The organism is Micromonospora tulbaghiae, from assembly GCF_900091605.1.
GTDB classification, from domain to species: domain Bacteria; phylum Actinomycetota; class Actinomycetes; order Mycobacteriales; family Micromonosporaceae; genus Micromonospora; species Micromonospora tulbaghiae.
In genome coordinates this window covers 104,930-126,651 of sequence record NZ_FMCQ01000004.1, presented here as the reverse complement: position 1 = coordinate 126,651, position 21,722 = coordinate 104,930, and the positions used below count along the sequence as shown (strand labels likewise).

The window sequence follows — 21,722 nt, the reverse complement described above, 5'->3', positions numbered from 1 at the left end:
CCGGCACGGTACCAACGCGCGGCGAACGGACCGGCCGGCTCAGCCCTTGAGCGGGTCGTGCCCCCAGTTCATCAGCGACCAGCGCCACCTGGTGTCCCGGACGTCGCCGGACGGCCGCTGCGCCAGGTGGCGGTGGACGTACCCGATCACCTTGCGCATGTGCTTGTAGTCGGCGGCGGTGAGGTCGGCGCGCTTGCGGCGCAGCAGGTCGACGATGCGCCGGCCGGAGTCGTGGCCGACCGACTCGCCGCCCTGGGTGCCCTTCTTGTGCCATCCGACGTGCTTGGACTCCTCGCTCTCCAGCCAGCGGGACAGCTCGCCCGGCTTCATGTTCACCGCGTCGGTGAATTCCCGGTACGTCTGCTGCGGATCCTCAGCGCGACTCATGGCGAAGCACCTCCGGACGGTGGGCGACGTCGCGGCCGGAGTCGTCGTTGGTGATCCGGTACTGCGGCTGCTCCGGCGAGGCGTTCACCGTGTGCCCGCGTACGTGGGTGCGCTCGGTCAGCTTCTCCTTGACGACGCCGTACGCCCGGCCGCTGTGGCTGGCCCAGGAGACGTGGTCACCGGCGTGGAACTCCTTCTCGGCCATGCCGCCCGGTTACCCGGAGTGGATATCGAGTAACGGCGTCGTCAGGGCCGGATCTCCGCGATCGGCAGCTTGATCGCGAAGGGCTCGGGCAGCTCGATCACCTCGCTGCCGTCGTCCACCAGTTCGTACTGCCGCTCGCCGCCCGGGCCGATCCGGTACGCGTAGAGGTGCACCGGATCCTGCTCGATCCGCCAGTAGAAGGGAATCCCTGCGGCGGCGACGTGCGACGCGCTCAGTCCGTCGGCTTCTCGGCGACGAAGATCGCGGTGCCGGGGAACAGCCGGCCGCGCAGCGGGCTCCACTGGCCCCAGATCCCCTCGTGCCCGGCCGGCCACTCCGGCTCCACCAGGTCCAGCAGGCGGAAACCGGCGCCGACCAGCTCCCGGATCCGGTCGCCCAGGGTGCGGTGCTGCTCGACGTACGTGGCCACGCCGTGCTCGTCCTGCTCGACGTAGGGGGAGCGGTCGAAGTACGAGTGCACTGCGGTCAGCCCGCCCTCGCCCGGATCGTCCAGGAAGATCCAGCGCATCGGGTGGGTGACCGAGAAGACCCACCGGCCGCCGGGGCGCAGCACCCGGGCCACCTCGCGCATCGCCGCCGCCGAGTCGTCGACGAACGGGATCGCGCCGAACGCGGTGCAGACGGTGTCGAACGCGGCGTCGGCGAACGGCAGAGCGAGCGCGTCGGCCTGCACCAGCGGCACGCGTACCCCGGTGCGTTCGGCGGCCTCGGCGGCGTGCCGCAACATGCCGGCGGACAGGTCCAGCGCGACCGGCCGGGCGCCCTGGGCGGCGAGCCAGCGGGCGGCGGCGGCCGCCCCGGCGCCGAGTTCGAGGATCCGCCGGCCGGTCACGTCGCCGAGCAGCCGGGCGTCGGCCTCGCGCAGCCCTTCCGGGCACCAGACGAAGTCGGCGTCACCGAGGAACGCGGCGTGCTCGGCCTGGTACGCGTCGGCGTCGGTGTCCCACCAGCCGCGGTTGGCGCGGCGGATCTCCCCGGCGTCGACCCGTCGGCGGGTCACCCTGTCGTCGTCCACGGGTTCACGCTAGGTCCGGCGGCGCGGCCGCGGTGCGGTGGGGTGGCGGCTGGGACGGATGTGACGGACGAGACAGCTGTGGCACCTTACCGAGCAAAATCTCCGCTTTCGCAGCGGATGAGTTCGCGCGGACCCGGGAGGGCTTGCACGCTGTGGTAATGCAGCGGGTAGGCTAGACGATGCGCTCGCGGATCGTGTGCCTCGGCAGGGAGCAGGTGCGCGGTCACCGGAGCCACTAATGATCTTCTCGCGTCGATCGTTCGGTGTGCCCGGCGACGGATCCGTTGGCGCGGAAGAGTCACTGCGACACCCATGCCCGCTGTGACAACCCATCCGACCGGAGCAACCGCCCACATGACGAGCAGCATCGAGGCCACCTCGAGCGCCAACAAGGTCACCCACGACGACCTCGGCTCTGAGGAAGCTTTCCTCGCCGCGATCGACGAGACCATCAAGTACTTCAACGACGGCGACATTGTCGAAGGCACCGTCGTCAAGGTCGATCGGGACGAGGTCCTGCTCGACATCGGCTACAAGACCGAGGGTGTCATCCCCTCTCGGGAGCTGTCGATCAAGCACGACGTGGACCCGGCCGAGGTGGTTTCGGTCGGCGACCACATCGAGGCCCTCGTCCTCCAGAAGGAGGACAAGGAGGGTCGGCTGATCCTCTCCAAGAAGCGGGCGCAGTACGAGCGGGCCTGGGGCACGATCGAGAAGATCAAGGACGAGGACGGCGTCGTCCGCGGCTCGGTCATCGAGGTCGTCAAGGGTGGTCTCATCCTCGACATCGGCCTGCGTGGCTTCCTGCCCGCGTCGCTCGTCGAGATGCGGCGTGTGCGTGACCTGCAGCCGTACGTGGGCCGCGAGCTCGAGGCCAAGATCATCGAGCTGGACAAGAACCGCAACAACGTGGTGCTGTCCCGCCGTGCCTGGCTGGAGCAGACGCAGTCCGAGGTGCGCACCGAGTTCCTCAACAAGCTGCAGAAGGGGCAGGTCCGCAAGGGCGTCGTCTCCTCGATCGTCAACTTCGGCGCGTTCGTCGACCTGGGTGGCGTGGACGGCCTCGTGCACGTCTCCGAGCTGTCCTGGAAGCACATCGACCACCCGTCCGAGGTCGTCGAGGTGGGCCAGGAGGTCGAGGTCGAGGTCCTGGACGTCGACCTGGACCGCGAGCGGGTCTCGCTGTCGCTGAAGGCGACGCAGGAGGACCCGTGGCGTCAGTTCGCCCGCACCCACGCGATCCAGCAGATCGTGCCGGGTAAGGTCACCAAGCTGGTGCCGTTCGGCGCGTTCGTCCGGGTGGACGACGGCATCGAGGGCCTGGTCCACATCTCCGAGCTGGCCGAGCGCCACGTGGAGATCCCGGAGCAGGTCGTGCAGGTCGGCTCCGAGGTCATGGTCAAGGTCATCGACATCGACCTGGAGCGTCGCCGGATCTCGCTGTCGCTCAAGCAGGCCAACGAGGGCTTCGTCGAGGGCGAGGAGCACTTCGACCCGACCCTCTACGGCATGGCCGCGACGTACGACAACGAGGGCAACTACATCTACCCGGAGGGCTTCGACCCGGAGACGGGCGAGTGGCTCGAGGGCTACGACAAGCAGCGCGAGACCTGGGAGCAGCAGTACGCCGAGGCGCGTCAGCGCTGGGAGGCCCACACCAAGCAGGTGCAGACCTCCCGCGCCGCCGACGCCGAGGCCGCTGCCAACCCGGCTCCGCCCGTCACCAGCGGCACCACCACCTCGACCTCGGCCCCGAGCCGTCAGGCCGAGGAGCCGGCCGGCACGCTCGCGACCGACGAGGCGCTCGCCGCGCTGCGGGAGAAGCTCGCCGGCGGCAAGTGACCGGACGCTGACGCCTGTTCGTCCCACCGGACGAACCGGCGACTGCCTCTGACGACGGGCCCCGTCCCCGCGTTCCGCACCAGCGGAGCGCCGGGGGCGGGGCCCGCGTCGTACGCCGGGCGGGTTTGGCATGCGGAGGCCGGATCCGGTTGACTGTCCGGGTGCTGAAGGTGGGGCTGACCGGCGGAATCGGATCGGGCAAGAGCGCGGTGGCGAGCCGCCTCGCCGCGCTGGGCGCGGTGATCGTCGACTCGGACCGCATCGCCCGCGAGATCGTCGCGCCCGGCACCGACGGGCTGGCCGAGGTGGTCGCCGCCTTCTCCGAGAAGGTCCTGGACGCCGACGGTGCGCTGGACCGGGCCGCCCTCGGCGCGCTGGTCTTCGGCGACGAGGCCGCCCGCCGCACCCTCGAAGGGATCACCCACCCCCGGGTACGCGCGCGCAGCGCCGAACTGGTCGCCGCCGCCCCCGCCGACGCGATCGTCGTGAACGACGTGCCGCTGCTGGTCGAGGTGGGACTGGCGCCGACGTACCACCTGGTGGTCGTGGTGCAGACGGCCGTGCCGACCCGGATGGCCCGGCTGACCCGCGACCGGGGCATGACCCCGGCGGAGGCGCAGCGGCGCATCGCCGCGCAGGCCGACGACGCCACCCGCAGCACGGTCGCCGACGTGCTGCTCGCCAACGACGGCACGCTCACCGAGCTGCACGCCGCGGTGGACGTCCTCTGGCGGGACCGTCTGCTGCCCTACGAGCACAACGTCCGCGAGCGCCGCGCCGTGCCGCCCGACCCGGCGGCGCTCGTCGGGCCGGACCCGACCTGGCCCGAACAGTACGCCCGGCTGGCCGCCCGGATCCGCCACGCGGCCGGCCGCGACATCCGCGTCGACCACGTCGGCTCCACCGCCGTGCCGGGACTTGCCGCCCCGGACGTGATCGACATTCAGGTGACGGTGTCCTCGCTCGACGAGGCGGACGGGCCGCTCGCGCAGCGGCTGGCCGATGCCGGCTTCCCCCGGCTGCCGGGCGAGTGGTGGGACGCTCCGCGGCAGCCGGAGCCGGTGCGCTGGGCCAAGCGGCTGCACGGTGGCGCGGACCCGGTGCGCCCGGTGCGCCTGCACCTGCGGGAGGCCGGTTCGCCCGGCTGGCGGTACGCGCTGCTGATGCGCGACCACCTGCGCGCCGACCCGGCGCGGCGCGCCGACTACCTCCAGGTGAAGCGGGAACTCGCGGCGGCCGCGCCGGAGCACGCGGCCTGGGGCACGGTGACCGATCCCTGGTTCGACGAGGAGCACCTGCGCGCCGAGGAGTGGGCCGCGCAGACCGGCTGGCGGCCCTGAGCGGGGCGTCCCGACCCACCGGGGTTCAGCGGGACGCCGGGGCCGGCGACCCGCCGCTGCCCGACGGACGGCCCGGTGTGAGGTCGAGCCGGATCCACACGCCCGAACCGGTCCGCAGTTCCATCCGGCGCGGCACACCGCCGCGGTCCAGCCACAGGCGGCGGCCGCCCGGCAGCCCGAACACGTCGACCGTCCGGTCGTCCAGCCGGTCCTCCCGGACCCGGACGGCGTCGCCGGCTGGCGGGCGCTGAGCCGCCCGCAGCGCCGCGTCGAGCAGCCGGTCCAGGTCGTCGCCGGGCGGGTGCGCGGGGGCCGCGAGCAGCGCGGCCGGCACGGGAGCCGGGGGCGTCGCGGGCCCGTCGGGGGACCGCGGCACCTGCGCCACCCGCCCCGGCCGGGCCCAGCGGAGGGTACGCCGGCCGCTGCCCTCCTCGATCACCGCGAGGTACGCCGACGGGCTCGTCCAGTCCGCCGTGCCGGTGGCCCGCAGGTTGGCCGACGGGGCGAGCGGAGCGGCCACCGTCACCGCCGCGCCGCCCAGTGCCCGAAGCCGGGCGGGCAGCGCGGCCAGCCGGGCGGCCTCGTCGTCGGTGAGCGCCCGGGGCTGCCCGGGCCGGCCGCCGAGGGCGTCCACCGGGTGCAGGGCAGGCCGGTCGGCGCGGGTCAGGTCGACGGTGACGGGAGTGCCGTCGGCCATCCGGCCGCTGAGCCGGTGCAGGCGGGCGTCCGCGTCCACCCACAGCGTCGGCGGCGGGCCACCAGTCGGTGCGAGGGGTGCCTGGAACACGTCCACCGGGATGCCGCCCACCCGGTCGTCGCGTAGCCGACGGCCGTCGGCGGCGGGCCTGTCGACCCGGTCGGCGCCGAGCCCGATCAGCAGGTCGCGTACCGCGCCCAGGCCGTGGCCGCCGGCCGGCTCCCGCATCCGCCACCGGTCCGCCGGCGGCACCAGCGGAGGCCGGGCCGGGGTGGGGAGCGCGCCGGGGTCGGGCCGCACCAGCAGCGCGGACGCGGTGGCCTGGACCAGGCCCCGGTCGGCGCCCGCGCCCGGACCGCCGACGTCCAGGTAGACCAGGGGGCGCGCCCAGTCCACCCAGCCGACCAGTTCGGTGCGGGCGGCGTGGGCCCCGACGGTGACCCGGACGCCGGCGCGTAGGTCGCGCAGGTTGGTGACCCGCAGCGCGGCCACCCGGTCGGCCTCGGCGGCGGTGAGCGGGCGCGCCGTCCCGTTCTCGTCGGCGGGGTCGGGCACCCAGGTCAGCAGGCCGGCGACGAGCGTCGCGGCGGAGATCGCGGCGGCTGCCACGAGCGCGGTGAGCGCGATCCGGCGCCGGTCCGGCCCGTCGGGCGGGTCGTCGGCGCCGTCCAGCTCCGGGTCGCCGCCCGGCCGGGTGGTGAGCGTGGGACGGCGGCCGGCGAGCGGGTCGGCGCGGCGGCGCCGGCCGGCCACTGTGGCGGGCCGGGTCGGTGTGCTGGTGCGGCCACGACGATGACCCCGGCCCGGTTCCCGGGGTACGGCCTGGTCGCCGTCGCCGCGCGCGGAGAGCCGGTGCGGGCGGCTCGCGGCGCGCTGGCGGCCCGGCTCGTCGGCGGGCGGGGGCGTGCCGGTGTCGGGCTCGCGTCGCGGCCGGCGCTCGGGAGAGGTCCCCACGAGTGGAGAACGCGAGAGCGGGGTTTCGGTGACGAGCAGGGGCGCTCGCGGCGGCCGGTCAGCGCTGCGCGCGACCACCGTCGGCGCGCACGCCGGTCGTCCCGGGTGCTGCGGCCCTGGCGCCGGGGGCGACCGGCCCGCGAGGGGCGATCACCGGCCCGGTCGGCCGCCGCGAGCGGCCTACGGTACGAGGGTAGACCGGTGAGATGAGCCACACAATGGGAATATCGAAGCCGATCAGGGACGGTCCGTGGTCGTGGCCGGAAGTGTCGGACCGCGGGCGTACGGTTGGTGTCATGGCGCTCGACATTCCCCGGCTCGACGGCCGCTTCCAGGTCGTCAGTGAGTTCCAGCCGGCCGGTGACCAGCCGGCTGCCATCGACGAGCTTGAGCGTCGCGTGCGGCGCGGCGACCGCAACACCGTGCTGCTCGGCGCGACCGGCACGGGCAAGAGCGCCACCACGGCGTGGCTGGTCGAGCGGCTCCAGCGGCCGACCCTGGTGCTCGCCCCGAACAAGACCCTGGCCGCCCAGCTCGCGAAGGAGTTCGGCGAGCTGCTGCCGCGCAACGCGGTCGAATACTTCGTCTCCTACTACGACTACTACCAGCCCGAGGCCTACATCCCGCAGACCGACACCTACATCGAGAAGGACTCCTCGATCAACGAGGAGGTCGAGCGGCTGCGGCACTCGGCCACGATGTCGCTGCTCACCCGGCGGGACGTCATCGTGGTCGCCACCGTGTCGGCGATCTACGGCCTGGGCACGCCGGAGGAATACCTCGACCGGGCCGTGCGGGTCAAGGTCGGGCAGGAGCTGGACCGCGACCAGTTGCTGCGCCGGCTGGTCGACATCCAGTACACGCGCAACGACATGGCCTTCCAGCGCGGCACGTTCCGGGTCCGCGGCGACACACTGGAGATCATCCCGGCGTACGAGGAGCTGGCGGTCCGGATCGAGCTGTTCGGTGACGAGATCGAGAAGCTCTACTACCTCAACCCGCTGACCGGTGACGTGGTCCGCGAGGTCGACAGCCTGATGATCTTCCCGGCCACGCACTACGCCGCCGGTCCGGAGCGGATGGAGCGGGCGATCCGCGACATCGAGGCCGAACTGGGTGAGCGGCTGGCCGAGCTGGAACGGCAGGGCAAGCTGCTGGAGGCCCAGCGGCTGCGCATGCGCACCACCTACGACATCGAGATGATGCGCCAGGTGGGCTTCTGCTCCGGCATCGAGAACTACTCGATGCACATCGACGGCCGCCTGCCGGGCAGCCCGCCGCACTGCCTGCTCGACTACTTCCCCGACGACTTCCTGACGGTCGTCGACGAGTCGCACGTGACGATCCCGCAGATCGGCGGCATGTACGAGGGCGACGCCTCCCGCAAGCGGATGCTGGTCGACCACGGCTTCCGGCTGCCGAGCGCGGCCGACAACCGGCCGCTGCGCTTCGACGAGTTCCTGGAGCGGGTGGGCCAGATGGTCTACCTCTCCGCCACCCCCGGCCCGTGGGAGCTGGAGCAGGCCCAGGGCGAGTTCGTCGAGCAGGTGATCCGGCCCACCGGCCTGATCGACCCCGAGGTGGTTCTCAAGCCGACGAAGGGCCAGATCGACGACCTCATGCACGAGATCAAGCTGCGCACCGAGCGGGACGAGCGGGTGCTCGTCACCACGCTGACCAAGAAGATGGCCGAGGACCTCTCCGACTATCTGCTGGAGAACGGCATCCGGGTGCGCTACCTGCACTCCGAGGTCGACACGCTGCGGCGGGTCGAGCTGCTGCGCGAGCTGCGCAAGGGCGACTACGACGTGCTCGTCGGCATCAACCTGCTCCGGGAGGGTCTCGACCTGCCCGAGGTCTCCCTGGTGGCGATCCTCGACGCCGACAAGGAGGGCTTCCTGCGCAGCGGCCGGTCGCTGATCCAGACCATCGGCCGTGCGGCCCGTAACGTCTCCGGCCAGGTCCACATGTACGCCGACAAGATCACCCCGTCGATGGCGAGCGCCATCGACGAGACCAACCGGCGCCGGGCCAAGCAGATCGCGCACAACGAGGCCAACGGCATCAAGCCGGAGCCGCTGCGCAAGAAGATCCACGACATCCTCGACGACATCTACCGCGAGGCGGAGGACACCGAGAACAGCAACGTCGGCGGGGCCGTTCGCCAGCTGTCCCGCGGCAAGGCGCCGGTCAAGGAGACGCGCAGCCGCCGGGGCGCCGCCGCGACCCCGTCGCGCGAGGGGATGGCCCGGGCCGACCTGGCCAACCTCATCCAGGAGCTCAACGACCAGATGCTCGCCGCCGCGCGCGAGTTGCAGTTCGAGCTGGCCGCGCGGATCCGCGACGAGGTCGCCGACCTCAAGAAGGAGCTGCGGGGGATGGACGCCGCAGGAGTCCGGTGACCGGCGCGACGGCCGAGGCGGCGCGATGCTGACCGAGGCCGTCATCGGGCGGCCCGACCCGCGGCTGCGCCAGTGGGTGGACCGCTACCTCGGCTACCGCGAGGACGCGCCCGTCCCGCTCGTCCGCCGTGAGGTGGCGGGCGCGTTCGTCGTGCTGATCCTCGGCTGGGGCGACCCGCTGGACGTGACCGACCCGCGTGCCCCCGGCCGGGGCGCGTACGCCGCCAACGCCTTCCTGGCCGGTCCGTTCGACGGCTGGTGCGTCACCCGGACGGCCGGGACCGGCACCGGGGTGCAGGTGCTGCTGACCGCCCCGGCGGCCCGCCGCCTGCTCGGGCTGCCGCTGGCCGAGCTCACCAACCGGGCGGTGCCGGTCGACGCGGTGGCGGGCTGGCTGGCCCGGCTGCGCGACGAGCTGGCCGGCGATCCGGGCTGGCCGCAGCGCTTCGCCCGGCTCGACGCCGCCCTGGCCGCACGGCTGGCGTCGACCGCGCCGGTGGACCCGCACCTGCTGGCGGCCTGGCGGCGCCTGCACGGCAGCGGGGGAGCGGTCGGCGTGGCCACGCTCGCCGGGGAACTGGGCTGGTCCCGCCGCCACCTGTCGGTCCGGTTCCGGCGGGAGTTCGGCCTGCCGCCGAAGACTGCCGCCCGCCTGGTGCGCTTCGAGCGGGCGTACGCGAGCCTGGGCCGCACGCTGCTCACCGCGCCGGCCGCCGTGCCGGACGACGCCGGGTGGGCGGAGCGGGCCGCCCGGTGGGGCTACTACGACCAGTCGCATCTGATCCGGGAGTTCCGCGAGTTCGCCGGCGCCACCCCGGCCGCGCTGACCGCGCCCTGATCGCATTCGTCCAATCCGGCCTGACCGCCCCGGCGGCAGACTGACGGCCATGCGAAGCATCTATCCGGTCCTGCGGTATCCCGACGTGCGAGCCGCCGTCGACTTCCTCTGTTCCGCGTTCGGCTTCACCGTGCGCGAGGCCCACGAGCTGCCCGACGGCACGATCGGCCACGCCGAGCTGGCGTACGGCGGCGACCTGGTGATGCTCGGCCCGGGGCCGGCGCCGCGGGCCCGGCCCGCCGACGACGACTACCGGGTCTACGTGGCGCTCGACGACGTCGACGCGCACCACGAGCGCGCCCGGGCGGCCGGGGCGGAGATCGTCCGGGCGCCGTTCGACACCGACTACGGCTCCCGTGACTACGCCGCCCGCGACCTGGCCGGGCTGGTCTGGTCGTTCGGCACCTACCGGCCCTGAGCGCGCCGACCGTACGGTTGCGCTGTGTGGGCGAGGTATTGCCGAGCGTGACGGTGATGCGTACGCTCCCTCCCGGGAGGCGTGCATGCCGTTGTCAGCAAGTCCTGTGGTCCGGAGGGCGAGGCTCGGTGTGGAGCTGCGCCGGCTGCGTCGTCGCGAGTCGCTCACATTGGAGCAGGTCTGCGCCCGGCTGGGCTGGGCGTCCACCTCGAAGCTGTCCCGCATCGAGCTGGGGCAGAGCCGGCCCGACCTGGCCGACGTGCTCGACCTGCTCGACGTCTACGAGGTGCCGCCGCCGCAGCGCGACGAGCTGATCGTCATCGCCCGCGACGCCGCCACCGGCCGGGGCTGGTCGAAGGCGCTCGGCGAGATGGGGGAGCGCCAGCGGGCGTACGCCGAGCTGGAGGCGGGCGCGGAACGCATCGTGGAGTACCAGTGCGTGCTCGTGCCCGGCCTGCTCCAGACCCCGGCGTACGCCCGGCTGCGCGTGTCGGCCGGCGCGGCGCTGGCCGGGGAGGTGGACGTGGAGGCCGACGTGCGCGCCCGGGTCGCGCGCCAGGAGCTGCTGATCCGGCCGGATCCGCCGCACTACACCGCGCTGGTGGACGAGCGCGTCTGCGACCCGGACGGCCTGCCCGCCGACGTGTGGCGCGACCAGATGCGGCATCTGCTCGCGCTCGCGGAACGGCCCCGGGTCACCGTCCGGGTGCTGCGGTCCACGGCGTCGAGCGGCGACGGGCCGCACCCGCTGGCGCCGTTCTCCTACTACTCCTACCCCGACCCGGAGGACCCGCGCACCGTGCTGGTGGAGACGCTCACCACCGACCTGCGGCTGGTCGCCGAGGCGGACGTGACCCACTACGAGCGGGTGATCGAGCGGCTGTTGGCGGCGGCGCTGCCGGCGGACGCCTCCGCCGAGCTGGTGGCCCGGCGGCTCGGCGCGGCGCCGGTGCCCCGGCCGCGCGATCCGCACGAGCGGGAGTGAGCCGCACGGCCCGCCGTCGGTGTGGCGCGACCACCGGGCCCGGCGCCCCCGATGCCCGTCGGGATCGGTGGCCGCGCAGCGCGCAGGCTACGCCAGGGGTACGACAGTTCAGGCCGGAACGTCGATGAAGTGCTCGACCAGCGGCGGGCCGGCGAAGTGCGGGCCGATCAGCCCGCGCCACTGCGCGAAGCGCTCGGTCTGGCGGAAGTTCACGTCGTGCGCCTCGACCGAGTCCCACTCGACGAGCAGCACGAACCGGGTGGGCGACTCCACGCCCCGGGTCATCCGCACGGAGCGGCAGCCTTCGGCGCCGGCGAGGATCGGCCGCGCCTGCGCGTAGGCGGCGGCGAACTCGTCCTCGTGTCCGGGCGTGACATCGATCAGCGCGACCTCAAGAACCATGCTGGCAGCCTGCCATGCCGGCCCGCCGCCGGTACGTCCCGGGTGACTTCCCGGAGCCCCACGTGGGCACATGGCTAGCCTCCTAGGACGCCCTGCGGGACGTGACCCGCGGCACGTCGGGACATCGACGGGTGGCCCGGAGATGCGCCACCTGGGTGTGATGGTGAACAATGGCGGCCGAGGAGGGGAGTATTCCCCCGCGACGGAGTCGTCAGCACGGAAGGGCGCCGGCACCCCCGGTAGCCCGACCCGGCTCCGCCGGTCGGAACCCGGCACCCGGGCTCCGGCGGAAGAGACCTCCGACAGTCACCCCTGTCAGCGTCGACGCACCCCGGCACCACATCCGGCGTACGGTGTGCCCGACGCAGCGTGTCTGCCGGAGGATGGATTTGAACGTGTCCGCATTGGTGTGGGCGGTAACGCTGATCGCGATGATCGCGGTCCTGCTCGCCGACCTGTTCATCATCGGCCGGCGGCCGCACGAGCCGAGCGTCCGCGAGTCCAGCCTGTGGGTGGGCTTCTACGTCGGCCTGGCGCTGCTCTTCGGCGTGGTGCTCTGGCTGACCGCGGGTGGCCGCGTGGCAGGCGAGTTCTACACCGGCTGGCTCACCGAGTACAGCCTCTCGGTGGACAACCTCTTCGTCTTCGTGATCATCATGGCCCGGTTCGGGGTACCCCGGCAGTACCAGCAGAAGGTGCTGCTCGTCGGCATCATCCTGGCGCTGATCATGCGGGGTGGGTTCATCGCGGCCGGCGCGGCGCTGATCTCCCAGTTCTCCTGGGTCTTCTACATCTTCGGCGCGTTCCTCATCTACACCGCCGTGAACCTGGCCCGGCAGGGCGAGCCGGACGAGGGCGAGTTCAGCGAGAACCTGCTGATCCGGTGGAGCCGCAAGGCGCTCCCGCTGTCCCGGGACTACGACGGGGCGAAGATGACCACCCACGAGCACGGGCGGCGCCTGTTCACCCCGATGCTGATCGTGATGATCGCGATCGGCACCACCGACCTGATCTTCGCGCTGGACTCGATCCCGGCGATCTTCGGCATCACCCAGGAGCCGTACCTGGTCTTCACCGCCAACGTGTTCGCGCTGATGGGGCTGCGGCAGCTCTACTTCCTGCTCGGCGGCCTGCTGGACCGGCTCATCTACCTCAGCTACGGGCTGGCCGTGGTGCTCGGCTTCATCGGCGTGAAGCTGGTGCTGGAGGCGCTGGCCGAGAACAACCTGCCGTTCATCAACGGCGGCGAGCACGTGGCGTGGGCCCCGCACATCCCGATCTGGCTCTCGCTGACGGTCATCCTCGGCACCCTGGCCGTGGCCACGGCCGCCAGCCTGGTGAAGTCGTCACGGGACCGGCGCCGGGAACTGGCCCAGGCCCGTCGCTGACCCACTCGTACCGTCGGGGCGCTCCCATCCGGGGGGCGCCCCGCGGCGTGTCGGGGGTCAGACGCGGTGGGCGCCGACGAGGGTGGCGGTCCGGTCGGCGGGCAGCTCCTCCTCGACCACCCGGCGGGTGAGGTAGCAGGCGTGCAGCATCCGGCGCCGGCCGCCGCGCGGCTCGGCCGACACGATCCCGACGTGGTGGATGCGCCGGCCGGGCCGGGCGAAGAAGTAGAGGTCGCCGGGGCGTTCCGCGTCCAGCGGCACCCGCGAGGTCGCCGCCGCCTGGTCGTCGGCGTCGCGGGGGAGCGTGATCCCGTACCGCCGCCAGGCCAGGTGCACCAGCCCGGAGCAGTCGATGCCGTCGGTGGACATGCCGCCCCAGACGTAGACCAGGTCGCGCAGCCGCTCGGCGACCGCGAGCACCTTCTCGGCCTCGGGACGCTCGGCGGGCAGCGGCACCAGGTCGTCCGCCGTGGCCCAGAGCGGGTCGGGCCGCCCGGGTACGCGGACCGGAAGCCTGCCGTCCACCGCCGGCCCGGCCGGGGTGAGCCGGGTGCCGAGGACCACGCCGGTGAGCGCCGCGTCGCCGTCCGGCCCGGCGCGCAACGCCGTGTGGGCGACGTCGACGGTCAGCGGCCGGTCGGCGGCCGGGCCGGAACCGGTCTTACCAGGACTCGCACGACCAGGACCGGAAGGGCCGGTACCGACCGGTGCCGGTCCGGCCGAAGCGGTGCCGGACAGAGCGGTGCCGGACAGAGCGGGGCCGGGCGGGTCGACGTCGGCCGGATGACTGGAGGACGGGTCGGCGTCGGCGGGATCGGCCAGGTGGGCGGCCCGTAGCCAGCCCGGGTAGCCGTCGGCCCCGAGCTTCGCCGCGGGCTGGCCCAGCGCCACCACCCGTACCCAGCCGTCCGGCCGGGTCTCGGTGACGCGCACCGGTTCGCCGAGCAGCAGCTGGGTCAGGACGCAGTCACCGACGAGCTGGTCGCGGTCCATGCCGGCGATCCAGGCGGCGACGTCGGGGGAGCCGGCGAGGGCGGGACAGTCGATCGGGCGTACCGCCTCGGGCGCGGTCCAGAGGGTTGCCACCGGTACCCGTACGACGGCCCGGCGGCCGGGCTGAGGCGCCACGCGTACCCCTCTCTGCGGTGGTCGTCGGGGCGACCATATGAAAAATTCTGACGATGCTCAAGCATGTGCCTGAATTTTAGCTTCACGCAGCCCGGTGACTCCCAGCCCCGGCGCATCCGGCAGCACCACGTTCGCGCCCTCGTACCGGATGCCTCCGGCGACCGGCGACCAGGCCAGCCACCAGGCGGCGTCGAGGTCCGACACGGCCGTGGTGCCGTGGGCGGCGACCAGGCTGGCGGCGGCGCCGACCCCCACCGGGCCCTCCATCATCGAGCCGACGATGGCTCCCATGCCGTGCGCGGCGGCCAGGTCGAGCAGCGTGCGGGCCGGTTGCAGGCCGCCGCACTTGGCCAGCTTCACATTCACCATGTCGGCGGCCCGCCGTCGGATCACCTCGACCAGGTCGCGCACGTCGAAGACGGACTCGTCGGCCAGGATCGGCAGGTCCACCCGGTCGCTGACCCAGGCCAGCCCGTCCAGGTCACGGCGGTGCACCGGCTGCTCGACCAGCTCCACGTCGAGCCCCGCGTCCTCGATCGCCCGGATCACCCGGACCGCCTCCCGGGGCGTCCAGCCCTGGTTGGCGTCCAGCCGGATCCGCACGTCCGGCCCGACCGCGGCCCGCACCGCGCGGACCCGGTCCAGGTCGCCGCGGGCGTCCGTGCCGACCTTGAGCTTGAGCACGGTGAACCCCTCGCCGCGGCGCCGCGCCGCCGTCGCGGCCAGGTCCACCGCGTCACCGGCGGCCAGCGTGACGTCGGTCGGCACGCGCAGCGCCGTGCCGCCGAGCAGACGCACCAGGGGTACGCCGAGCCGCCGCGCGGCCAGGTCGTGCAGCGCCACATCGAGTGCCGCCTTCGCCGACTCGTTGCCCACCACCGCGCGGCGCACCAGCGCGCAGGCCGCCTGGAGGTCGTCGGCGTCGCGGCCGATGAGCAGCGGCGCGAGCATCTCGCGTACGCACGCCTCGGCGCCCGCCACCGACGCGCCGGTGACCTGCCAGACCTGCGGCGCCTCCCCGAAACCCGGGCGCCCGTCGCCGTCGATCACCTCCACGACCAGCGTCTCCACGGTGGTGGTACGGCGCAGTGCGGTGACGAACGGGGTGTGTAAGGGGGCCGAGAGCCGGTGGGTGCGTACCGCGGCGATCGTCATGTGGGGCACCCTATAGCCAACTGGCGGCGAGCAGGGGAGGGCCGATGGCCGGGCGGGATTGGGAGCTGGTGGGCGCGCCGAACGCGCGTGACCTGGGTGGACTGCCGACGACCGACGGGCGGCGGGTACGGGCGGGACGGCTCATCCGCACGCCCGCGCTGGGCCGGCTCACCGACGAGGACCTGCCGGTGCTGGGCAAGCTCGGCCCGGCGTGCGTGGTGGACCTGCGCGACGTCCACGAGCAGGCGGTGGCCCCGCCGGACCGGCTGGCCGGGGAGCCCCGCACGGTGCACCTGCCGGTCTACGACGCGGCGCACCCGGTGTTCACGTACGTCTCGGCGGTGTTGCAGGGCCACGACCTGAACGCGTACGCGGCGCTGGCCCGCGAGGGCATGCCGGGGGCGATGACGGCGATCTACCGCTGGTTCGTCACCGGGGAGTCGGCGCGGGCCGGTTTCGGCGCGGCGGTGCGGCTGGCAGTCGAGGAGGCGAACCTGCCGCTGCTGTTCCACTGCTCGGCCGGCAAGGACCGGACCGGCTGGCTGTCGGTGGTGCTGCTGACCGCGCTGGGGGTGGAGGAGGAGGCGATCCGCGCCGACTACCTGGTGCACAACGAGCTGACCGAGAGCCTGCGCGAGGTGCTGCTGTCGGCGATGATCCAGCGCCGGCCGGACCTGGACCCGGCGGTGGCCCGGCCGCTGCTGGAGGTGCGCCCGGAATACCTGGACGCCGCCTACGACGAGGTGCGCCGTGCGCACGGCTCGTTCGAGGCGTACCTCCGCGACGGTCTGGGGGTGACCGACTCCGACCGCGCCGCGTTGCGCGAGCGGCTGCTGGAGTAGCCGGGTCAGCCGGCCAGGTCGTGCCGCGCGGCCCAGACCCGCTCGGAGACGTGCGCGATCAGGCGGCAGGCGTCGTCCTCCACCTCGTCGCCGTCCGCGCCGCCGTCGGCCAGGTCGGTGGTGGTGCAGACGACGATCGTGTACGGCGGCGCGTCGTCCGGGAACACCACGCCCGCGCCGTGGCGCACACCGCGCACCCAGCCGTTCTTGTGCGCGATCCGGGTGTCGTCGGGCAGCCCGGCGGCCAGGTCCTCGCGGTGTTCCTGCGCGACGAGCACGTCGAGCATGGCGGCGCAGCCGGCCGGCGACGCGAGCGGGCCGGGCCGGGTCGCGCCGAGCGCCAGCTCACCGAGCAGGGCGGCCAGGTCGGCGGCGGTGACCAGGTTGTCGACGCCGGAGTCGCGGGCGGCGAAGTCCTCGATGCCGCGGCCGGTGACGCTGTGCCGCGCCCCGGCGAGCGCCCACGCCTGCGCCACGGCGGGCAGCCCCACCTGGCCGATGCAGATGTTCGTCGCGAGGTTGCTGGACCGGATGATCATCCGCTCGGCGAGCCAGCGCAGCGGCGCCTCGCCGCCGACGCGGTCCCAGACCGCCTCGTCGTTGTCGTAGTCGCGGTCGTTGGCGAACCGGGGCGCGCCGGACAGCGCGGAGTCGAACGAGTTGCGCACCGGCACCGGGGCGTCCAGGTCGAGCCGGCCGGCCTCGGCGGCGCGGAACAGCGCCACCAGCACGGCCAGCTTCATGGTGCTCGCCGCGTAGTGGGTGGCGTCGGCCCGCCGCGTCCACGTGGGTCGCGCGCCGGGGCGGCCCACGTAGGCGGAGACGGTGCCGGGCACCTTGTCCAGGTGCGCGTCGAGCTCCTCCCAGGTCATGGGGGCACCGTAGCCGATCTTCGGGGCAGCGGCGGGCCCGGTGCGGGGCTAGCGTGCGGAGATGACGACTCCGTTGTACGACGACATCGCCGACTGGTACGAGGAGTACGCCAGCGAGACCTCGTCGGTCTACATGGACCGGATCCGGTCGGTGCTGGCCGGCCTGCTGGGCGAGGGCCCGGGCCGCTGCCTGGACCTGTGCTGCGGCACCGGCGCGCACGCGGCCGAGCTGCGCCGTCTCGGATGGACGCCGGTGGGCGTGGACCTGTCCGGCGGGCAACTGCGCCACGCCCGGTCCCGGCTGCCGGTGGCCCGGGCCGACGCGACAGCGCTGCCGCTGGCCACCGGCGCGGTGCCGGCCGCTGTGTGCGTACTCGCGCACACCGACATGCCCGACTATCCGGCCGCGCTCGCGGAGGCGGCGCGGGTGCTGGCGCCCGGTGGCCGGCTGGTGCACGTCGGGGTGCACCCGTGTTACGTCGGCGCGTTCGCGGACCGGTCCGAGCCGGAACGGATCGTGATCGACGGCGGGTACGCCTCGCGGGAGCACACGCTGCGGTCGTGGAACTCGGTGGGGGTGCGGGCGCGTGTCGGCGCCTGGCACCTGCCCCTGGCCGACCTGCTCAACGCCGTGGCCGCGGCCGGTCTGGTGGTGACGCGGGTGGTCGAGTCCGGCTCCGGTCCGGTCCCCGACGTGCTGGCCCTGGAGGCCACCAAGCCCCACTGACCCCGCTGCCGTGACGCCGCCTCGCGTCCGAGGCGCGGTACCGGCCCGGTGGTGCGTCTCGCGTCCGAGGCACGGTCTGGCCCGTGGTGCGTCTCGCGCCCATGGCGCGGTGCGGGCCCGTGACGCCGTCCCGCGTCCGGTCGCGCGGTGTGGGCTCGTGGCTCGTGGCGCGTCTCGCCTCTGTCGCGCAGCCTTGCACCCGTCGCGTCGAACCTCCACGCCCGGCGCCGACTCATCCGTCGGGCGTGGAGGTTCCGCTGCCGCCATGCCCTCGCTTGAGCCCGGCGATCCAGTCCCGCCCTTCACCTCGCTCCCGCCCTGCCAACACCGGCCGCCCTTCGTCGCCGCCCGGTCCCGAGCACCGGGATCCCGCGTCCGCACAACGAGACGCGCGGCGATCTTGGAAGAAAAGCGCCCCTATGGGGGCCATTTCGTACCAAGATCTTCCGCTCCCCCGTCGATCATGAGGTTGGCGGCGGAATTGATCTCCAGAACTGCCGTCAACCTCATGATCGACCGGCGACCGGCGACCGGCGACCGGCGATCGGGGGGAAGGGGGGAGCCCGGTCCGCCTCAGGGCGGGCCGGGCTCCGGGTGGGGCGGGTGGGGTGGGTCAGCCGGCGTGCTTGCGGCGGGCGGCCATCCGGCCGCGCTGGGTCTGGTCCAGCACCACCTTGCGGATGCGCACCGCGGCCGGGGTGACCTCGACGCACTCGTCCTCGCGGCAGAACTCCAGCGCCTGCTCCAGGGACAGCTTGCGCGGCGGGATCAGCTTCTCCGTCTCGTCGGCGGTCGACGAGCGCATGTTCGTGAGCTTCTTCTCCTTGGTGATGTTGACGTCCATGTCGTCGGAGCGGGAGTTCTCGCCGACGATCATGCCCTCGTACACCTCGGTGCCCGGATCGACGAAGAGCTGGCCGCGCTCCTGGAGGTTGGTCATGGCGAAGGCCGTGACCGAACCGGCGCGGTCGGCGACCAGCGACCCGTTGTTGCGGGTACGCAGCTCACCGAACCACGGCTCGTACGACTCGAAGACGTGGTGCAGGATGCCGGTGCCGCGGGTCTCGGTGAGGAACTCGGTGCGGAAGCCGATCAGGCCGCGCGCCGGGACCAGCCACTCCATCCGGATCCAGCCGGTGCCGTGGTTGACCAGCTGCTCCATCCGGCCCTTGCGGGTGGCCAGGAGCTGGGTGATGGCGCCCAGGTACTCCTCCGGGGCGTCGATGGTCAGCCGCTCGACCGGCTCGCAGGTCTTCCCGTCGATCTCCTTGGTGACCACCTGCGGCTTACCGACGGTCAGCTCGAAGGACTCGCGGCGCATCTGCTCGACCAGGATCGCCAGGGCCAGCTCGCCACGGCCCTGCACCTCCCAGGCGTCCGGCCGTTCGGTGGGCAGCACCCGCAGCGACACGTTGCCGACCAGCTCCTTGTCGAGCCGGTCCTTGACCATCCGGGCGGTGACCTTGGCGCCCTTGACCCGGCCGACCAGCGGCGAGGTGTTGGTGCCGATGGTCATCGAGATGGCCGGCTCGTCCACGGTGATCAGCGGCAGCGGCACCGGGTTCTCGGCGTCGGCGAGCGTCTCACCGATCATGATCTCCGGGATGCCGGCGACGGCGATGATGTCGCCCGGCCCGGCGGACTCGGCCGGCTTGCGCTCCAGGCCCTCGGTCATCAGCAGCTCGGAGATGCGTACCCGCTGGGTGCTGCCGTCGGTGCGGCACCAGGCCACGCTCTGGCCCTTGCTGATGGTGCCCTGGCGGACCCGGCACAGCGCGAGCCGGCCCAGGAACGGCGAGGCGTCGAGGTTGGTGACGTGCGCCTGGAGCGGCGCGCCATCGTCGTACGCGGGCGCGGGGATGGTGTCCAGCAGGGTGCGGAACAGCGGCTCCAGGTTGCTGCTGTCGTCCGGGACCGCGCCGTCGGCGGGCTGGGTCAGCGAGGCGATGCCGTCGCGGGCGCAGGCGTAGACGATCGGGAAGTCGATCTGCTCCTCGTCGGCGTCCAGGTCGAGGAACAGCTCGTACGTGTCGTCCACGACCTCCTTGATCCGGGCGTCCGGACGGTCCACCTTGTTGATCACCAGGATGATCGGCAGCCGCGCGCGCAGCGCCTTACGGAGCACGAACCGGGTCTGCGGCAGGGGGCCCTCGCTGGCGTCGACCAGCAGCACCACACCGTCGACCATGGTCAGGCCGCGTTCGACCTCGCCGCCGAAGTCGGCGTGACCGGGGGTGTCGATGATGTTGATGGTGACCGGTTCCGAGCCGTCCGCCGGCATGTACCGCACGCCGGTGTTCTTGGCGAGGATGGTGATGCCCTTCTCGCGCTCGAGGTCCATCGAGTCCATGACCCGCTCGGTGTTCTCACCACGGGCGCCGTAGGCGCCGGCCTGCCGCAACATGGCGTCGACCAGGGTCGTCTTGCCGTGGTCGACGTGGGCGATGATGGCGACGTTGCGGAGGTCGGTGCGTAGCTGCATACCCTCCATACTCCTGTCTGCGGTTGCCCGGGCACGCCTCGGGGTCACCCCGAGATCGCCCGGATCTGCGTCGAAAGTGCTGTGCCGACCGTTCCAGCGACTGGCATGCTGACACCCGTGCGGGGTGTCCGATGCCTGACCTGCTGAGCTGGCTGCAGGAGCTGCCGCCCCTGCTGATCTACGTGGCCGCCGCGGCGATCGTCGCGGCGGAGACCGCGGTGATCGTCGGGCTGCTGATGCCCGGCGAGGCGACCCTGCTTCTGGTCGGCTTCCTAGCGTACGCGGGGACGCTGCGCCTCGCGCCCGTGCTGGTGGCCATGACCGCCGCCGCCGTGATCGGAGACACACTCGCGTGGCGGGCGGGCCGCCGGTACGGCCCCCGGCTGCGCGCCTCGGGAGTGGGTGCCCGGATCGGCGCACACCGGTGGCGGCGGGCCGACTCGCTGCTGGAGCGCCTCGGTGGCCGGGGCGTGCTCGCCGCCCGCTGGATCGCGTTCGCCCGCACGCTGGCCCCCCGGCTGGCCGGGTCGGCGGGGATGCCGTACCGGCGTTTCGCGCCGTGGAACCTGGCCGGGGTGGCGAGCTGGGTCGGCGCCTCGGTGCTGGCCGGCTACCTGGCCGGTGAGTCGTACGAGCGGGTGTCGAAGCTGCTCGGCCAGGCCACCGGCGCGGTACTGGCTCTGCTGCTGTGCCTGCTCGCCGTGGTGCTCGCCGGCCGCTGGCTGGGGCGCAACCCGGACCCGGTGCGCGCGCTGGCGGCGCGGGCCGTCGCGTTGCCGCCGCTGCGCTGGCTGCGGGCCCGGTACGGGGTGCTGTTCTTCCTGGTCGCCATGCGGGTGGGCCCGGCCTGGAGCCTGCTGATCAACCTGGCGCTGGGGCTGGCGCTGCTGTTCGCGGGCGGGCTGGCCGTGGCGGTGCTGCTGGAGGCGGTCGTCGCGCACAGCGGGCTGGGTGTCCTCGACGGGCTGGCCGCCGACTGGTTCGCCGCCCGGCGTACCCCGGGGGTGGTCGACACGGCGCTGCTCGCGGTGTCGGTGCTGCGCGGCTGGGTGCTGATCGCCGCGGTGGCGGTGGTGGCCGCGGTGGTGGCGCGGCGGGGCCGGGCGTGGCGGGCCGACCCGCTCGGGGTGCTCGGCACTGTCGGGGCCGCCGTACCGCTGGTGTTGCTCGTCGTCGTCGCGGACCTGACCGGTCCGGGCGGCCCGGACCGGTCGGGTGACCTGTTCCCGACCCAGAACGCGGTGGTGACCGCGAGCTTCGGCACGCTCGCCTGGCTGCTGTCGCGGGGTGCCCGCTGGCCGGTGGGCGCGGCGGTGTGGACGGCCGCGTCGGCGGGGGTGGTCACTGTCACCGGCGCACGGCTCTACCTGGGCTTCAGTACGGCGAGCGGCACCGTCACGGCGGTCCTGCTCGGCCTCGCGTGGACGACCGTGTTCGTGGTGGCGTGGGCGACTAGGGACCGGCTGGCGGACCCGGACGAGCGACCGGCCGACGTGGAACGCGCCGATCGGCCGGCCGACGCGGTCCCGGCGGAGTCGCCGCCCCGGCCCCGGCGCCGCCGGCCGGCGTCTCGGGTACCCCCCGGACCCGTCGATCCTTGCTAGGGTGCGCCGACGGGGGAC

At 73.5% G+C, this 21,722-nt stretch carries 19 protein-coding genes and 1 pseudogene; 10 read left to right on the top strand and 10 right to left on the bottom strand.

The genetic code is table 11. From position 1 onward, the window contains the following. Window positions 1-42: 42 nt before the first annotated feature. The 4 genes and pseudogenes from GA0070562_RS13340 to GA0070562_RS13325 form a co-directional block, all read right to left on the bottom strand. Window positions 43-387: pseudogene (locus tag GA0070562_RS13340) on the bottom strand (DUF3140 domain-containing protein); the annotation flags it as partial. Next, entirely contained in the window at window positions 374-592 is a 219-nt protein-coding gene (locus tag GA0070562_RS13335; protein WP_043329581.1) for a hypervirulence associated TUDOR domain-containing protein, read from the bottom strand. The gene GA0070562_RS13335 and the pseudogene GA0070562_RS13340, both read right to left, overlap by 14 nt. A gap of 41 nt (window positions 593-633) precedes the next feature. Beyond that, on the bottom strand, window positions 634-765 hold the full coding sequence (locus GA0070562_RS30900; RefSeq protein ID WP_276526478.1) for a hypothetical protein: 132 nt from the start codon (window positions 763-765) through the stop codon (window positions 634-636). Window positions 766-824: 59 nt separating this feature from the next. After that, the gene (locus tag GA0070562_RS13325; protein ID WP_091420515.1) at window positions 825-1,628 is read right to left on the bottom strand and encodes a class I SAM-dependent methyltransferase; all 804 of its coding nucleotides are present in this window, start codon (window positions 1,626-1,628) and stop codon (window positions 825-827) included. A 312-nt stretch (window positions 1,629-1,940) separates the two neighbouring features. On the opposite strand from GA0070562_RS13325, the gene rpsA reads away from it, so the two are divergent. Both rpsA and coaE read left to right on the top strand, forming a co-directional pair. Beyond that, entirely contained in the window at window positions 1,941-3,470 is a 1,530-nt protein-coding gene (rpsA, locus tag GA0070562_RS13320) for a 30S ribosomal protein S1 (RefSeq protein WP_091420512.1), read from the top strand. A gap of 161 nt (window positions 3,471-3,631) precedes the next feature. Beyond that, on the top strand, window positions 3,632-4,810 hold the full coding sequence (coaE, locus tag GA0070562_RS13315) for a dephospho-CoA kinase (RefSeq protein WP_091420509.1): 1,179 nt from the start codon (window positions 3,632-3,634) through the stop codon (window positions 4,808-4,810). 25 nt (window positions 4,811-4,835) lie between these two features. On the opposite strand, the gene GA0070562_RS13310 is transcribed toward coaE, so the two are convergent. After that, window positions 4,836-6,461 (bottom strand): hypothetical protein, encoded by a 1,626-nt coding sequence (locus GA0070562_RS13310; RefSeq protein ID WP_254663790.1) that lies wholly within the window; start codon window positions 6,459-6,461, stop codon window positions 4,836-4,838. 296 nt (window positions 6,462-6,757) lie between these two features. On the opposite strand from GA0070562_RS13310, the gene uvrB reads away from it, so the two are divergent. The 4 genes from uvrB (at window position 6,758) to GA0070562_RS13290 (ending at window position 11,104) form a co-directional block, all read left to right on the top strand. Further along, complete coding sequence (uvrB, locus tag GA0070562_RS13305) at window positions 6,758-8,863, top strand: excinuclease ABC subunit UvrB (protein ID WP_091420505.1); 2,106 nt, start codon at window positions 6,758-6,760, stop codon at window positions 8,861-8,863. A gap of 25 nt (window positions 8,864-8,888) precedes the next feature. Continuing rightward, window positions 8,889-9,701, top strand: coding sequence for a helix-turn-helix domain-containing protein (locus tag GA0070562_RS13300; protein ID WP_091420503.1), 813 nt, complete (start codon window positions 8,889-8,891; stop codon window positions 9,699-9,701). A 49-nt stretch (window positions 9,702-9,750) separates the two neighbouring features. Next, window positions 9,751-10,119 carry a VOC family protein gene (locus GA0070562_RS13295; protein ID WP_091420501.1) on the top strand — a complete coding sequence of 123 codons (369 nt, stop codon included), beginning with the start codon at window positions 9,751-9,753 and terminating at the stop codon, window positions 10,117-10,119. 85 nt (window positions 10,120-10,204) lie between these two features. After that, the gene (locus tag GA0070562_RS13290; RefSeq protein ID WP_091420497.1) at window positions 10,205-11,104 is read left to right on the top strand and encodes a DUF5753 domain-containing protein; all 900 of its coding nucleotides are present in this window, start codon (window positions 10,205-10,207) and stop codon (window positions 11,102-11,104) included. 108 nt (window positions 11,105-11,212) lie between these two features. On the opposite strand, the gene GA0070562_RS13285 is transcribed toward GA0070562_RS13290, so the two are convergent. Next, window positions 11,213-11,506 carry an antibiotic biosynthesis monooxygenase family protein gene (locus tag GA0070562_RS13285; protein WP_013287496.1) on the bottom strand — a complete coding sequence of 98 codons (294 nt, stop codon included), beginning with the start codon at window positions 11,504-11,506 and terminating at the stop codon, window positions 11,213-11,215. Between the two features lie 389 nt (window positions 11,507-11,895). Between GA0070562_RS13285 and GA0070562_RS13280 the strand changes: the two genes are divergently transcribed. Beyond that, the gene (locus GA0070562_RS13280) at window positions 11,896-12,894 is read left to right on the top strand and encodes a TerC family protein (protein WP_091420495.1); all 999 of its coding nucleotides are present in this window, start codon (window positions 11,896-11,898) and stop codon (window positions 12,892-12,894) included. Between the two features lie 57 nt (window positions 12,895-12,951). Here GA0070562_RS13280 and GA0070562_RS13275 read toward each other — a convergent pair whose 3' ends face one another. Continuing rightward, entirely contained in the window at window positions 12,952-14,022 is a 1,071-nt protein-coding gene (locus GA0070562_RS13275; protein WP_091420492.1) for a C40 family peptidase, read from the bottom strand. Between the two features lie 57 nt (window positions 14,023-14,079). Beyond that, window positions 14,080-15,177, bottom strand: a complete 1,098-nt coding sequence (locus GA0070562_RS13270; RefSeq protein WP_091420490.1) for a mandelate racemase/muconate lactonizing enzyme family protein — start codon at window positions 15,175-15,177, stop codon at window positions 14,080-14,082. A 44-nt stretch (window positions 15,178-15,221) separates the two neighbouring features. Between GA0070562_RS13270 and GA0070562_RS13265 the strand changes: the two genes are divergently transcribed. Continuing rightward, entirely contained in the window at window positions 15,222-16,019 is a 798-nt protein-coding gene (locus tag GA0070562_RS13265; protein WP_091420488.1) for a tyrosine-protein phosphatase, read from the top strand. A 5-nt stretch (window positions 16,020-16,024) separates the two neighbouring features. Here GA0070562_RS13265 and GA0070562_RS13260 read toward each other — a convergent pair whose 3' ends face one another. Further along, a complete protein-coding gene (locus GA0070562_RS13260) occupies window positions 16,025-16,891 on the bottom strand; it encodes a serine hydrolase (RefSeq protein ID WP_091420486.1) in 867 nt (288 codons plus the stop codon). 61 nt (window positions 16,892-16,952) lie between these two features. Between GA0070562_RS13260 and GA0070562_RS13255 the strand changes: the two genes are divergently transcribed. Next, a complete protein-coding gene (locus GA0070562_RS13255) occupies window positions 16,953-17,618 on the top strand; it encodes a class I SAM-dependent methyltransferase (protein WP_091420483.1) in 666 nt (221 codons plus the stop codon). Window positions 17,619-18,231: 613 nt separating this feature from the next. On the opposite strand, the gene typA is transcribed toward GA0070562_RS13255, so the two are convergent. Then, window positions 18,232-20,100 (bottom strand): translational GTPase TypA, encoded by a 1,869-nt coding sequence (gene typA, locus GA0070562_RS13250; RefSeq protein ID WP_091420480.1) that lies wholly within the window; start codon window positions 20,098-20,100, stop codon window positions 18,232-18,234. Window positions 20,101-20,231: 131 nt separating this feature from the next. Between typA and GA0070562_RS13245 the strand changes: the two genes are divergently transcribed. Continuing rightward, window positions 20,232-21,704, top strand: a complete 1,473-nt coding sequence (locus tag GA0070562_RS13245) for a DedA family protein (RefSeq protein ID WP_091420478.1) — start codon at window positions 20,232-20,234, stop codon at window positions 21,702-21,704. Window positions 21,705-21,722: the final 18 nt, after the last annotated feature.

What these genes read in the sequence shown, in the direction of transcription:
- GA0070562_RS13260 (WP_091420486.1), bottom strand. Translation starts at nt 16,891, where the DNA reads ATGACCTGGGAGGAGCTCGACGCGCACCTGGACAAGGTGCCCGGCACC.
- GA0070562_RS13255 (WP_091420483.1), top strand. Translation starts at nt 16,953, where the DNA reads ATGACGACTCCGTTGTACGACGACATCGCCGACTGGTACGAGGAGTAC.
- typA (WP_091420480.1), bottom strand. Translation starts at nt 20,100, where the DNA reads ATGCAGCTACGCACCGACCTCCGCAACGTCGCCATCATCGCCCACGTC.
- GA0070562_RS13290 (WP_091420497.1), top strand. Translation starts at nt 10,205, where the DNA reads ATGCCGTTGTCAGCAAGTCCTGTGGTCCGGAGGGCGAGGCTCGGTGTG.
- GA0070562_RS13300 (WP_091420503.1), top strand. Translation starts at nt 8,889, where the DNA reads ATGCTGACCGAGGCCGTCATCGGGCGGCCCGACCCGCGGCTGCGCCAG.
- GA0070562_RS13270 (WP_091420490.1), bottom strand. Translation starts at nt 15,177, where the DNA reads ATGACGATCGCCGCGGTACGCACCCACCGGCTCTCGGCCCCCTTACAC.
- GA0070562_RS13245 (WP_091420478.1), top strand. Translation starts at nt 20,232, where the DNA reads ATGCCTGACCTGCTGAGCTGGCTGCAGGAGCTGCCGCCCCTGCTGATC.
- GA0070562_RS13285 (WP_013287496.1), bottom strand. Translation starts at nt 11,506, where the DNA reads ATGGTTCTTGAGGTCGCGCTGATCGATGTCACGCCCGGACACGAGGAC.
- rpsA (WP_091420512.1), top strand. Translation starts at nt 1,941, where the DNA reads ATGCCCGCTGTGACAACCCATCCGACCGGAGCAACCGCCCACATGACG.
- GA0070562_RS13335 (WP_043329581.1), bottom strand. Translation starts at nt 592, where the DNA reads ATGGCCGAGAAGGAGTTCCACGCCGGTGACCACGTCTCCTGGGCCAGC.
- uvrB (WP_091420505.1), top strand. Translation starts at nt 6,758, where the DNA reads ATGGCGCTCGACATTCCCCGGCTCGACGGCCGCTTCCAGGTCGTCAGT.
- GA0070562_RS13265 (WP_091420488.1), top strand. Translation starts at nt 15,222, where the DNA reads ATGGCCGGGCGGGATTGGGAGCTGGTGGGCGCGCCGAACGCGCGTGAC.
- GA0070562_RS13295 (WP_091420501.1), top strand. Translation starts at nt 9,751, where the DNA reads ATGCGAAGCATCTATCCGGTCCTGCGGTATCCCGACGTGCGAGCCGCC.